We start from the raw sequence: 13,259 nt of genomic DNA, 5'->3' as shown, positions 1-13,259 counted from the left end.
CCTAACATTATAGCGCAAAAAACATAAAAAAGGAGTACTGCAGGAATCTTTCATTGCAGTACTCACAGTGTATCTATTAAGAAATCATCCTAACAAGCCAGTCAGGAAGTTACCACCATAAATCAATGCCATGCTGTACAAAAAGATCGATAAGGGTTTAGCAATCAAAATAATCAACGTGTATTTTTTGACTGAGATATTTGTCAAGCCAGCCATTAAACACAAGGCATCGTCTGGTGCTACTGGTAAGAAGATCGCTAGCGCGAAAAGCTTTTCAAAACGACTTTGGTTTTCTAACCAACCAATATATTTGTCATATGTTTTATCACTAATCATCGACAGGATAAATGGTTTTCCATATTTTCTACCTAATAGGAAAATAATGATCGAACCGATACAAATACCAACATAATTATAGATAAAGCCAGCGTAAGGACCAAAAATCAGGACACCTGCTGCGGTGCTGATCCCTCCAGGAATGATCGGTATAACGACTTGCAGTATTTGGATCAAGATAAAGATTATCGGTCCTAAAATAATTGAATCACCTACAAGACCTCTTAATGCGTTCAAATCTTTAAAGACGCCTAGATTAATAAAATAAATCGTGAGTGCAATTGAAAAACCAATACCGATGATCGATATAATATTCATTAATTTACGTGATACTGCAACGTTCATCCCTAGTCAACTCCTTCGAGGTTTTCATCTGATAATTGTATTTTACCTGAAAAGCGCAACTGCGCGCCACTATTTCAAGTGAGAAACAACAAACAATTTTGTAAGTTCAAACCAAGTATAGAGGATGGAACAAAATAAAACATCCATCTAGAGTCTTATTTACTTAATTTTATGATCTATAAAAGGATCATGGCTATTTCACATTTAAATCCGGCGAAAAATCTTGATGTTCAAAATTGGCGAATCATACATGATTTCCACATCATCGATCAGATTCCCAAGTAATCGATAGGATTCTTGGCCATGAGAAGGGGTACCTAGCAACTCGTGGTAATAGATCTCCATACTAGGATCTCTAGGTGTATTCAACAGTGAGGCCAATGTATTCAAATCTTTTGGCGGATTTTTCGTTGTTCCTTGAAATTCGATATACAGTCCTTCATCTGTATATTCTAAGCCAATACGAATCTCATTGATCTCGTGTTCGTAAAAATACGTGAGAAATTCATCAATGATCCTCTTTGATAGTTCTTTTTCCATTTCCATGTGCGTTCTTTCCCCTCCCGGTAAACGTAAAATTTTCTAGGATAGGCACTAGTATACCAGCAATAAATCCCGTTGAAAACCCACTATTATATAGATTCAATCCTCCGTGTAATGTACTGAGATTATGGACAAGAGTAATATGTAAAAAGCCTGCAATCACTCCATAAATGCCGCCATAAAATCCACTGATCGGGGCAAGCCCTGTACCGAAAATCGCAGCTACGAGCATGGTTGTTTCGGTCATATCATGCATCGTCCCTAATATTGAGGCAATGTAGATACCAATCAAAATCGGAAAACAATTTTTAACATGACTTCCAAATGAGCTGAAACCAGCCACTGAGATGATTCCTCCCACCACAGGTCCATTTAGCACACCACCGATCAGCAAGACGTAAGACATCAATAACAAGCCAACCAAGCCCATATTGATCAAGGTGGCGCCGATACCTGATGTGCCGATGAAATCTGTTGTAAGTTTTCCAGAAGACTCAAAGATTTCACGTAATCCTTTCAATTTGAAGGCATTAAAGAAGAAGCCACAAACAGCGGGTGATAAAAAGAATAAAAAAATGATCCAAGTCAATTCATGGTGGTAATCAGTCGAAAGAATCGAATGTACTTCGATCGAATAACTAAATTGTCGAAGGATACCTGTCACCAACATAGCAATCAACCCTGAAGTAAAACCAATATTATAAAGTGTAAAACCACGATGAAAGGTCAGAGTCTGAACAGCTAGGATCGGCAATAAAAAGCCAACGATCAAACCGGCTAAATTACCCAGGAAAGCACCTTGAAGGATTGGTAAACCCATCCCGAATGTAATATAGCTGACAACAGGGGAGAGTGCACTACCAAATAAGCCAATCATTACATATTGAGAAAATGGTTTGTGCATAAAATAGGCATATAAATAAACACCGAGGATAATGGAGATGGAATTGTATAGATTTTTCCCAAAGAATGAAAAACCCGCGACAGTCAATATGGAAGCAAACATTGCACCATTCAACATGACTTTATGGCGATAGGCGAGTAACACAGAAGAGAGTGTAAGTAAGCCTACATTCATAAATGCGCTTCCAAATCCACCTAAAGCAATATAGTCGGTCAAAAGATTACTGGGGGAGGTCATGATGACCATTAATCCCACGAGGTTATTTGATAAAGAATCGCTAAGCAATCCAATAATCAAAAAAAACACGCCTGTAAAAATAAGGTAAAAATAGTTTTTCCTTTGAGAAATGATTCTTTTTTTAGGATGAATATAAATAACGTCACTTTTATTCTTCATTACACACCTTCTTTTCCTTTTTATTTAACTATAACTTGAAAGAAAACTTTAGGTCAACTTAAATTCAACACAAAATCAAAAATTGTAAGGGGAAACAAATTACGCAAAAAAATATTTAGAAAATTGAGAAAATCAATAAAAAAACACATATATGCTTTAAAATATAACAATTTAGGTATATTATTTGCAAAAATTGATCAATATCGGTTAAAATAAAAGAACAGAGACTGTAGCATGAAGTGGGGGAGTTTATTATGAGAAGAAAAGTCTATACGAAGGATCAAATTCTGAAAGCTGCATATGAAGTTGTTGCTAAAGAAGGATTTAAAGGTTTCACTGCACGAAATATCGCGAAGAAGATGGGGATATCTACCCAACCGATTTACTTAGAGTTCAAAAATATGGAAGATTTAAAAAATACGCTATTAGATGTCATCTTCCAACAGTTAGAAGAAGAAGTGTTTCCTGTAGAGCGTACAGGCGATAAAATCATTGATTTAGGATTGAATTATATTTATTTCGCTAAGAAAAACCATAGCCTTTATATGGCTTTATATATCGATGAGCATGGAAATGGTCAAAAGATGCATGATTTTTCTTATAATTATTTCCGCAAGTTATTAAAAGAGGACGCCCGCTATAAAGATTTATCGGAAGAGTATATTGATGCGCTTCATACTGGTACTTGGGTAACCATCACTGGTATTGCTTCATTGATGTCTTCTAGTATTATGCATCCGACTGAAGAGCAAATCATTTCGATCATCAAAACGACGGTCGATTCTGTACTTGCAATTGAAAATCCAGAAAAAATACGCTAATTACAACAGCATGAGGTCGAGACAGAAGTGTTTAGCCTCTAGAAATAAGACGCCATCTACGAAAAATGTTCTTCAAATTTTTGTGGATGGCGCCTTATTTTTTCGAAGAGGTTACTTCTACTGTTAACGCCGTTTATTCGTTTTTTGGTGGTGCGAGAAGACGAATGTCCCGTAAGCTATTTTATTCCAATCCTGTAATTTGAAAAGTGTTTTCGGATTTAAACATAACAGTTATGGTATTTAAATGACCAGTTTACAAAACAAATAAGATGAACTGGAGTGCATAATACCTCTTGACATTTGTAGAAAAAAGATTAAAAATAGTAGGCATGGAAGGTTGGCAGAGTGGTAATGCACCGGACTCGAAATCCGGCGAGCCGCAGAAATGTGGTGCACGGGTTCAAATCCCGTACCTTCCTTATATACCAACGGTTAGACACGATTTAGGTCGTGTCTTTTTTGTTGAATTTTTATCTTAAATTATTCTTTGACTCCCCTTTTGGTACTCCTTTTATAATTTTACATACTCATCTCATGTGATTTGTAAATTTACAAACACGGTCTATTTTATGTATAAAGAAAGATCTCTGTAAAAAGAAAGAAACAACAAGGGACAGCCTAGCTATCCCTTGAAAGTCAACCGTTATGGCAGTCTTTGCAACAGTAGCGACATCCATCGAAACTTTTGGATGTGTGGGTTGTGCTTGCTTTATGTAGGGCTTCTTCACATGTAGAAAATACGCCAATAAAAAGTACATCCTCTGGACAATGCGTACATGAGATCACGTGGACTTCGTGATTTCCTCGCGCATCTGTTTTTTTGTTAAAATAATAAATTGCCATCTATATCTACCATCCTGATTTATTTCAACGTCTTGCTCGTTGATACTTAAATTATACGGGAAGGTTGAGTGAACATGAGGATTATTTTTTCGCTATGATGGAAGAGGTTGTTTTAAAATACTCTTGCAATAAAAAGGATGTAAAAAAAATTCTTATAAAAGTAGTGATTGCTAATTTTGATTTTTTTATGATTGAATCTCAAGTTCTTGCTCTTTGTTCCTCGTAATGGGGCAATCATTAGCTTCCTATCCTGAGCAATAAAAAATTTTATTTACAAGAAGATAAGCGCAAAAATCTAAACGACGGTGTAGTCTTTTTTGGTTTGTGCGCTTGTTTTCTTGTATTCAAGTAATCTGTTCTCTTTTTTAGATAGATTTTCTATTTATCTGAAATCAACTAATATAGCCATGATTTTTTAAGGATTTTTGATGTTCGCAAGGTGTTCCAACGATTGTAAAAGGAGTTATTTTAGTTGTCGTCGTTTGGCCATTCCATTCATAGGCGTAATTTCTACCGCTCCAATTCGTGTCGCAAGCGAAGCAGTGGTATTCTACCTCTATTCTTCCAGTTGCGTCTTCTGCTTGAATCCAGCCGATAGACTGAGCGGTGCCGTTCGTGATATTCGCTTGATTTAAATCCCAATCATAAGGATCTGAGCTAAAGGCGCTCAATGGTGTAGCAGGTGTATTTAATGCCTTTTCCAAAATTGGATCTGGGGTTTGTCCTTGTGTAGGTGTTTGATTTACCAGCTGTTGATCATTTGGGCTTGTTGTTTCTGTTGTGGTTAATGAACGTTCGGTACTTTTTGCCTGTGAAGTATTTGTGGCTTCTTGAATTGTCGTGTTTTGGATTTCTGGTGCAAATAACGGGAATAGCATGATACCTAATATAAATGCCCCAATAATAGTTGTTACCCCTAACAATATCCCTAATAGTACTTTTCCGATTTTCATGTTCATCCTTCCTAACTTTAAAATAAAATATGTTCTTAAATTGAGCATCTCCGAAATTCGTTTTTTCGTCAAGTGATTTGATAGCAGGTTACAGTTATTGTATATTGAATTTTATTACTTGAAATTTACCTACTCTGTATAGTGAAGCAGGTAGTACAAAGAGATACTTAGTTATTTTCAAATGTAATAAGAGGCAAATAAAAAGTTTTTTTAATATTGTGCCGAGTAGTTCTCGTTTCTACCAAACAGAATAACTGACTTTTTTTCTCGCATGATGATTTTCTTACATGCTGACGTAAAAGACAGTGATGGATAAAAGGTATCCTATCAAAGCGCAAGTAAAGAAGATTTTAGATTGAAATAAAAAATGAAATCGCTTGTTATTTTGAAGATATACGTCTACAAAAATCTCCCTATTTATGAATAACATGAAATATTTGTAAACTATAGGAGAATCCAGTAGCTTCCTAGGATAAAACATGTTAAATTAATTGTTGAGTCTACTTTTTTTAAAGATAGAGATTTTTCATTTTATTTGTTTTCATGTGACGAAATTGTAAGAGTGAAAATCATTCATTCTGGATGCCTTCCTGTGATAAGATTCATGTGGACATAATAATGGAATAGTAATTTTAGTAGGATGTGAAATAAATGTGCGGAATCGTAGGATTTGTTAATGACAAAGATAATAAAAAAGCAATCATCAATGACATGATGGATCGCATCATTCACCGCGGACCGAATAGTTCAGGTGAATACATTGATCGTGATGTGGCTTTGGGTTTTAGACGTCTAAGTATTATTGACTTAGAAGGGGGCACACAGCCTATTTACAATGAAGACCAAACAAAAATCATTATTTTTAATGGAGAAATCTACAACTATCAACCACTTAGAAAAGAATTGATCGATGCAGGTCATATTTTTAAAACCCATGCTGATACAGAAGTTTTATTACATGGCTATGAAGAATGGGGAACTGAGTTATTGCAAAAAGTACGTGGGATGTTTGCTTTTGCGATTTGGGATAATGAGAAAAAAGAATTATTCGGTGCAAGAGATCATTTTGGGATCAAACCGTATTACTATGCTGAAATGAACGGAACTTTGATGTTTGGTTCTGAAATCAAGAGTTTTTTACCACATCCAGACTTCAATAAAGAATTGAATCGGGAAGCATTGAAACCATATATGACGTTCCAATATTCTCCTTTAAATGGGGAAACATTCTTTAAAGGCGTCTATCGTTTACCAGAAGGTCATTATTTCACTTACAAAGATGGCCACATGGATATCCAACAGTATTGGGATGCGAACTTTGAAGAAAAAGGCACACAAAGCCGTCAAGAATGGATCGATCAAATTGATGAAACTGTGAAAGCATCGATCGAAGCACACACGATCAGTGATGTGGAAGTTGGCTCGTTCTTATCAAGTGGGGTCGATTCAAGTTATGTGACTTCTGTTTTGAAACCAGACCATTCATTCTCAATAGGCTTTGATGATAAAACCTATAATGAAGCAATCGAGGCACGTAAATTAACAGAAATGCTTGACTTGGATAACACCGCAGCTGTCATTGATGGAGACATGTCGTTTAAGGCTTTCCCTTTGATCCAATACCATTTAGATGAACCAGATTCTAATCCATCTTGTGTACCGTTATATTTCTTAGCGAATCTTGCGGCACAAAGTGTACGAGTGGTCCAATCTGGTGAGGGGGCAGATGAATTATTTGCTGGCTATCAATCATATGGCTTCCACACAAATTCAAAATTTATCCGAGTGATTGCTCAAGGATTGAAAAAATTACCGAAAGGCACTCGCTATAACTTAGGTAGAAAAATCGGTAAGATGCGTAATTTCCATGGTAGGATTCATCTATATGAATCTTTAGCGCCTGCCAAAGAATATTTTATCGGACATGCACGGATCTTTGAAGAAAACGAAGCGGCCAACTTGTTGACGCCAGAATTTCAACAAGCCCCAACAGTCAAAGAAATCATGGCAGAACATTATGCGAAAACGGAAGGAATCCAAGACGAGATCAACAAGATGCAATATGTTGATTTACACCAATGGATGCCAAAAGATATTTTGTTAAAAGCCGATAAACTTTCAATGGCAAGTTCACTGGAAGTGCGGGTACCACTTCTTGATATCGAAGTAATGAAATTAGCGCAACAAATCCCAAGTAAGTATTTATTGAATCAAAACAATACAAAAGATGTCTTTAGACAAGCTGCGAACAAGCATCTGCCTGAAGAATGGTCAAATCGTGTAAAACTTGGTTTCCCTGTACCGATCAAAGCTTGGCTGAAAGAAGAACATGGCTATCACCAAGTAAAAGAATTATTTGAAGCTGATTTTGCGAAAGAGTTCTTTGATCAAGCGAAGATCATCAAATTACTTGATGACCATCATGAAGGTAGAAGTGAAGAACAGCGTAAGATTTGGACGATTTTCAGTTTCTTGACGTGGTACAAAGTTTATTTTGTGGATGAAACGATTCCTCAAGCTGAACCGATCCAATATGTAACAGTTTAGACGATCCAACTATGTTTCTATTGAACGCAAAAACGAAGAGTGCCGATCCATAATGGGCAGACTCTTCGTTTTTTGCCGTAAATCGGACTAGGTTGATTTTTTATTCAAAGGTACGATAGTATACAATCAGTAATGGACTTCTCGCTCAAATGTGCCATCTTTTTTATAGATCATCAAGGATGTTTCTTTATTACGAGCTACTTCTTTTCCTTTTTCAATGGCGTCTTCTTTATGATCGAAGTGATTGCTTGCTTTTTCAGCGCCTTTAGAGCGAACGATCCAATGATCTTCTTCGAATTTGACTTCGACTGTGGCGTCTAATAATTTGGCTGCTCGCGGATTGCTATCATGCTTGTCATTTTTTTGTGGATTTTTCTCTTTTGAGAAAGCTTTCTTCTCTTTCTCATCTGCACTTTCAACCCATTCTTTCGCTTGACTGATCGCAATCGGGATTGCACGATCATCAGGATAGCCTTCATCTAAAAGCGCATTGCCGATATCGATTGCTTTCTTTTTGGTCAATTCTTCCAAGTTCTTCATGGCTGGTGGAAAATCTTTCATATTCCAAGGCATAGTTAACTCCTCCTAAAAGAATAATTGATTTTACTACTATAACAAGTGTAATCTCAACTTGGTAAAAAGAAAAATCATCTGTTTCAATTTTTGCTATGCTTATTTTTTGCTCGTCAAGTAGAACTACTTAACAAAATCGTGAAAAAGGCTAGCAATCTGATAAAAATCATGGTAAGATAATCAAGTCTGAGAGTCATCTTAGAGGATTCTAGTATAAATGGGAGGGAAAATCATGCGCGTAAACATTACTTTAGAGTGTACTTCTTGTAAAGAACGTAACTACCTAACTAACAAAAACAAACGTAACAATCCTGATCGTTTGGAAAAGCAAAAATATTGCCCACGCGAACGTAAAGTTACTTTGCACCGCGAAACAAAATAATATGTCTAAAAAAGTTTGGGTCTGTACCCAAGCTTTTTTATTTTTAGTATAATCAAGTAGTAGATGAAAGGAGCGAGTCAAAATGTTTATTTCCATGTGGGCCCAAGACAAGAATGGGTTGATCGGTAAAGATGGGTTATTGCCTTGGCGTTTGCCAAATGATATGCGTTTTTTCAGAGAACATACGGTGGATCGTTTATTAGTGATGGGGCGTAAAACATATGAAGGCATGGGCGACCTATCTCTTCCTTATCGCCACATCATCGTGTTGACTACCCAAGAAGATTTTGAGGTCAAAGAAAATGCAGAAGTCATGCATTCGATCGATGAATTATTGGCTTTTGCGGAGACTGTTTCAGAAGATATTTATGTTTCTGGTGGAAGTCGGATCTTTCAAGAACTATTGCCCCAGACTGGGATTATTTGGCGAACACTGATCGATGGTGAGTTTGAAGGAGATACGTATATTGGAGAGATCGACTTTAGTGATTTTGAACTAGCAGAAGAACATATCGGTATCACGGATCAAGAAAACCATTATGCCCATCGCTTCCAAAAATGGGTAAGAAAGTAAGCTCTGATCATTGATGCATAAAATGGAGGATTGAAAGAAATAAAGGGAGATGTTCAAGATCATGGGAGCATCTTTTTTTTGTCTTATTTATAGAGAAACAGCTAAGTCAAGCGAGCGTTGCTCCTTAAGGTTTAGCTGTTTTTTTGTGTTGTATAAAGAACATATAAAGAAATTTCTTGAATATTAACACTATCTTTATAGTCCTTTGTCTATGATGAAAACAAAGGAGAGGAAGAAAATGATCTTATTTTTAGGTTGTATCAGTATTATTTTGTTAGCTTATCTATTTTGGTTTTTATTTAAGGGGGAAGAGCAATGATGAGTGCAGTATTTCAAGGGTTGTTTTTCTTTTTTATTCTACTCGTTTTAGCCGCACCTCTTGGGTGGTACATCAAGTTGATCATGACAGGGGAAACACCAAAATATGTACGTTTCATCCAACCAATCGAACGCTTTTTTTATCAATTGATTGGTCCTGAGAGTCAAAAGAAAATGACGGCGAAGCGCTATTTAGCGCATGTGTTGGGTATTGGAATCTGTTCTTTGCTATTTTTAACCGGATTATTGATGGTCCAAGGTTGGCTTCCTGGCAATAATGGCGTGGAAAATCTGTCATTTGATTTAGCCGTGAATACAGCTGTTAGTTTTGTGACAAATACCAACTGGCAAGCTTACGCAGGAGAAGTGACACTGTCGAATACGACGCAAATGCTTGGTTTGACTGTTCAAAATTTCTTGTCAGCAGCTGTAGGTTTAGCGGTTCTTTGTGCATTGATCCGCGGCATCATCCAAAGGAAATCAAGCCAACTGGGCAATTTTTGGCAAGATCTAGTACGCAGTTTGCTTTACATTTTTTTACCACTTTCATTAATTACTGCTGTACTTCTGATTTCCCAAGGCGTGGTTCAAACGTTTAGTCATGGGATGTCATACACTGGTCTATCTGGAGAATCTTTATGGTTGTATCTAGGACCTGTGGCCAGTCAAGTAGCCATCAAGCAATTAGGAACCAATGGTGGTGGATTTTTTGGTGCAAATTCCGCTCATCCATTTGAGAATCCGACGATTTTTTCTAATTTCATCGAGAATCTCGCCATCTTGTTGATACCTACTGCATTAATTTTTGCTTTTGGCTATTGGGTCAAAGAATGGAAACAAGGTCGAACGATTTTGATCGTTTCGTTTGTTTTTCTTTTTGCAGCTTTTGTAGGTGTAGCAATTAGTGAATATCATGGGCCCGCTTTTACGGATGTTCTGGGTTCACTGAATACGGAAGGAAAAGAAGTACGTTTTGGTGTGGGTTGGTCAAGCTTATGGGCTGTTAGCACAACAGCGGCATCGAATGGATCAGTCAATGCGATGTTGGACAGTTTTACGCCTCTCGGTGGTGGTATTCCGCTTTTCTTGATGCAATTAGGGGAGATCATCTTTGGTGGTGTGGGTAGTGGATTATATGGCATGTTGGCATTTCTACTACTGACGGTTTTTATCGCTGGGCTACTTGTCGGGCGTACGCCAGAATATTTAGGCAAGAAAATCGAGGCTTTCGATATCAAGATGGCTAGTTTAGTGATTTTGACGCCAGTATTATTGACGTTGTTTGGTACGATGGCAGTTTCACTGCATCCTGATGTTTTAACTTGGTTGACCAATAAAGGGCCTCATGGATTTAGTGAGTTGCTTTATAATGTGACTTCTCTAGCAAATAATAACGGGAGTACATTTGGTGGGTTGACGGCAGATAAATCGTTTCTAAATCTTTTAGGAAGTGTCTTGATGTTGTGCTCTCGCTACATTCCGATCGTTGCTATTTTGTTCTTGGCTGAAAACATGGGAAGGAAGAAAACCATCGCGATCAATGATGGAACACTTTCAACAACGAATGGCACATTCATCTCCATGTTGATGATCGTTATCCTTGTTGTCGGAGCATTGAGCTTTTTACCAGCGTTGGCATTAGGTCCGATCGCTGATCATTTTACCTTAAGTTAGAAGGAGTAAAATCAAATGAAAACTATTTATGTATGGGCAATCAAAGAAGCCTTTGTCAAATTAGACCCAAGACAACAAATCAAAAACCCAGTGATGTTCATGGTCTACATCGGAGCGATCTTAGCGACGATCCTTTGTTTTGAACAAACAACCGTGCCTTTATGGTTTACTATAACGATCACCTGTTTGTTATGGATCACTTTATTGTTTGCAAATTTTGCCGAAGCAGTGGCAGAAGGTCGCGGAAAAGCGCAAGCAAATAGCTTGAAGCAAGCAAAAAAAGAAGTAGTCACTTATAAGATCAATCGCTTAGAAGACATTGAAAACCAAGAATTTATTGAAATCAAATCTTCTGATCTCAAAAAGGGGGATCTGATTTACGTAGTATCGGGTCAACAAATTCCGGCGGATGGTGATGTAATCGAAGGAGCTGCTTCAGTGGACGAAAGTGCCATTACAGGGGAATCAGCGCCAGTAATCCGTGAATCAGGGGGCGATCGAAGTGCCGTTACTGGTGGGACGACGGTGGTTTCTGATTACTTGGTGATCCGTGTGACATCCGAAAATGGACACTCCTTTTTAGATCAAATGATTTCAATGGTGGAAGGGACACAACGAAAGAAAACCCCGAATGAGATCGGGTTACAAATCTTTTTGATCACGTTAACGATCATCTTTTTAGCGGTCTCTGTTAGTTTAGTTCCTTTTACCGAATTCAGTAGTCAGCTGTCAGGTAAAGGGGCGCCGATTGCGACGATCGTTGTCATTGCTTTATTCGTATGTTTAGCGCCAACGACGATCGGTGCATTGATTTCATCGATCGGAATTGCTGGAATGAGTCGATTAACGAAAGAAAACGTGATTGCAATGAGTGGTCGTGCCATCGAAGCAGCGGGAGATGTTGATGTATTACTGTTAGATAAAACAGGAACGATTACTTTAGGAAATCGTCGGGCAAGTGAGTTTTTACCGGTCAATGGCGTCACAGAACAACAATTAGCTGATGCAGCACAACTTTCATCTTTAGCAGATGAGACGGCAGAAGGCCGCAGTATTGTCATTTTAGCTAAAGAAAAATTTGCTTTGCGGGAACGTATTTTTGAAAAATCTGAAGTGAAATTCATTGATTTTAGTGCGCAAACCCGCATGAGCGGCATGGATTATCGTGGCGATCAGATCCGTAAAGGTGCCGCAGATACGATCAAGAAATATGTGCAGGCACGTGGTGGACAATATCCAGAAGAATGTGATCACATCGTTGCAAAAGTTGCCCAAGCTGGCGGAACTCCTTTGGTGGTTGTAAAAAATGATCAAGTGATGGGGGTCATTTATCTCAAAGATATTGTAAAAAATGGCGTACAGGAAAACTTCGCAGATATGCGTAAAATGGGGATTAAAACTATCATGATCACAGGAGATAATCCTTTGACAGCAGCGGCGATTGCGGCTGAGGCGGGGGTCGACGACTTTCTCGCAGAAGCAACACCTGAAAATAAAATGGATCTTATTCGTGACTATCAAGAAAAAGGTCATCTTGTAGCAATGACAGGTGATGGAACGAATGATGCGCCAGCATTAGCACAAGCGGATGTGGCAGTGGCGATGAATACAGGGACACAAGCAGCAAAAGAAGCGGGCAATATGATCGATTTAGATTCTAGTCCAACGAAGCTATTGAAGGTCGTACGTATCGGTAAACAATTATTGATGACTAGAGGTGCTTTGACCACATTTAGTATTGCAAATGACGTCGCAAAATATTTTGCTGTGATCCCAGTCTTGTTTTATGGGATCTATCCCGAATTGGCCCAATTGAATATCATGGCATTAGGTAGTCCTCTTACGGCGATTTTATCGGCTGTTATCTATAATGCAGTGATTATTGTCGCATTGATTCCTTTAGCGTTAAAAGGAGTCAAGTATACAGAAAAACCTGCCAGTCAGATTTTGCGGCATAATCTATTGGTCTATGGATTAGGTGGTTTAATTGCCCCATTCATATTCATCAAACTGATCGATCTCGTTTTGAGCTTTTTCTTAATATAAAAAG

The 13,259-nt window shown here is 37.8% G+C and carries 11 protein-coding genes and 1 tRNA gene; 7 read left to right on the top strand and 5 right to left on the bottom strand.

Annotation, left to right across the window (positions count from 1 at the left end):
* Positions 1–84: 84 nt before the first annotated feature.
* From IGJ49_RS09020 to IGJ49_RS09010, 3 genes are all read right to left on the bottom strand, one after another.
* A complete protein-coding gene (locus IGJ49_RS09020) occupies positions 85–681 on the bottom strand; it encodes a TVP38/TMEM64 family protein (protein WP_010735121.1) in 597 nt (198 codons plus the stop codon).
* 204 nt (positions 682–885) lie between these two features.
* Positions 886–1,221, bottom strand: a complete 336-nt coding sequence (locus tag IGJ49_RS09015) for a hypothetical protein (protein WP_023519896.1) — start codon at positions 1,219–1,221, stop codon at positions 886–888.
* Entirely contained in the window at positions 1,190–2,524 is a 1,335-nt protein-coding gene (locus tag IGJ49_RS09010; protein ID WP_438723191.1) for a DUF1576 domain-containing protein, read from the bottom strand. Before IGJ49_RS09010 ends, IGJ49_RS09015 begins: the two co-directional genes overlap by 32 nt.
* Before the next feature lie 254 nt (positions 2,525–2,778).
* Between IGJ49_RS09010 and IGJ49_RS09005 the strand changes: the two genes are divergently transcribed.
* Positions 2,779–3,345, top strand: coding sequence for a TetR/AcrR family transcriptional regulator (locus tag IGJ49_RS09005; RefSeq protein ID WP_023519894.1), 567 nt, complete (start codon positions 2,779–2,781; stop codon positions 3,343–3,345).
* Positions 3,346–3,676: 331 nt separating this feature from the next.
* A tRNA-Ser gene (locus IGJ49_RS09000) sits at positions 3,677–3,764 on the top strand.
* 816 nt (positions 3,765–4,580) lie between these two features.
* On the opposite strand, the gene IGJ49_RS08995 is transcribed toward IGJ49_RS09000, so the two are convergent.
* On the bottom strand, positions 4,581–5,141 hold the full coding sequence (locus IGJ49_RS08995) for a hypothetical protein (protein WP_010735125.1): 561 nt from the start codon (positions 5,139–5,141) through the stop codon (positions 4,581–4,583).
* Between the two features lie 651 nt (positions 5,142–5,792).
* Here IGJ49_RS08995 and asnB point away from each other — a divergent pair.
* A complete protein-coding gene (asnB, locus tag IGJ49_RS08990; protein ID WP_010735126.1) occupies positions 5,793–7,688 on the top strand; it encodes an asparagine synthase (glutamine-hydrolyzing) in 1,896 nt (631 codons plus the stop codon).
* A gap of 126 nt (positions 7,689–7,814) precedes the next feature.
* Here asnB and IGJ49_RS08985 read toward each other — a convergent pair whose 3' ends face one another.
* Positions 7,815–8,261: a DUF2188 domain-containing protein gene (locus IGJ49_RS08985; RefSeq protein WP_010735127.1), complete on the bottom strand. Its 447-nt coding sequence runs from the start codon at positions 8,259–8,261 to the stop codon at positions 7,815–7,817.
* Positions 8,262–8,478: 217 nt separating this feature from the next.
* On the opposite strand from IGJ49_RS08985, the gene rpmG reads away from it, so the two are divergent.
* From rpmG to kdpB, 4 genes are all read left to right on the top strand, one after another.
* Positions 8,479–8,643, top strand: coding sequence for a 50S ribosomal protein L33 (rpmG, locus tag IGJ49_RS08980; protein ID WP_373865805.1), 165 nt, complete (start codon positions 8,479–8,481; stop codon positions 8,641–8,643).
* A gap of 82 nt (positions 8,644–8,725) precedes the next feature.
* Complete coding sequence (locus IGJ49_RS08975; RefSeq protein WP_010735128.1) at positions 8,726–9,217, top strand: dihydrofolate reductase; 492 nt, start codon at positions 8,726–8,728, stop codon at positions 9,215–9,217.
* Positions 9,218–9,532: 315 nt separating this feature from the next.
* Positions 9,533–11,209, top strand: coding sequence for a potassium-transporting ATPase subunit KdpA (gene kdpA, locus IGJ49_RS08970; protein ID WP_375152358.1), 1,677 nt, complete (start codon positions 9,533–9,535; stop codon positions 11,207–11,209).
* Between the two features lie 15 nt (positions 11,210–11,224).
* Complete coding sequence (kdpB, locus tag IGJ49_RS08965; RefSeq protein ID WP_108145759.1) at positions 11,225–13,255, top strand: potassium-transporting ATPase subunit KdpB; 2,031 nt, start codon at positions 11,225–11,227, stop codon at positions 13,253–13,255.
* The last annotated feature ends 4 nt before the right edge of the window (positions 13,256–13,259 follow it).

The sequence above is a fragment of the Enterococcus sp. AZ171 genome, from assembly GCF_051714005.1.
Taxonomy (GTDB): Bacteria; Bacillota; Bacilli; order Lactobacillales; family Enterococcaceae; genus Enterococcus_B; species Enterococcus_B pernyi.
The sequence above is the reverse complement of the archived record's forward strand: the minus strand, read 5'-3'. Positions and strand labels throughout refer to the sequence as shown.

Coding starts and splice junctions, on each gene's coding strand:
- asnB (WP_010735126.1), top strand. CDS start 5,793: ATGTGCGGAATCGTAGGATTTGTTAATGACAAAGATAATAAAAAAGCA.
- rpmG (WP_373865805.1), top strand. CDS start 8,479: ATGGGAGGGAAAATCATGCGCGTAAACATTACTTTAGAGTGTACTTCT.
- IGJ49_RS08985 (WP_010735127.1), bottom strand. CDS start 8,261: ATGCCTTGGAATATGAAAGATTTTCCACCAGCCATGAAGAACTTGGAA.
- IGJ49_RS08975 (WP_010735128.1), top strand. CDS start 8,726: ATGTTTATTTCCATGTGGGCCCAAGACAAGAATGGGTTGATCGGTAAA.
- IGJ49_RS09010 (WP_438723191.1), bottom strand. CDS start 2,524: ATGAAGAATAAAAGTGACGTTATTTATATTCATCCTAAAAAAAGAATC.
- IGJ49_RS09020 (WP_010735121.1), bottom strand. CDS start 681: ATGAACGTTGCAGTATCACGTAAATTAATGAATATTATATCGATCATC.
- kdpA (WP_375152358.1), top strand. CDS start 9,533: ATGATGAGTGCAGTATTTCAAGGGTTGTTTTTCTTTTTTATTCTACTC.
- kdpB (WP_108145759.1), top strand. CDS start 11,225: ATGAAAACTATTTATGTATGGGCAATCAAAGAAGCCTTTGTCAAATTA.
- IGJ49_RS08995 (WP_010735125.1), bottom strand. CDS start 5,141: ATGAAAATCGGAAAAGTACTATTAGGGATATTGTTAGGGGTAACAACT.
- IGJ49_RS09015 (WP_023519896.1), bottom strand. CDS start 1,221: ATGGAAAAAGAACTATCAAAGAGGATCATTGATGAATTTCTCACGTAT.
- IGJ49_RS09005 (WP_023519894.1), top strand. CDS start 2,779: ATGAGAAGAAAAGTCTATACGAAGGATCAAATTCTGAAAGCTGCATAT.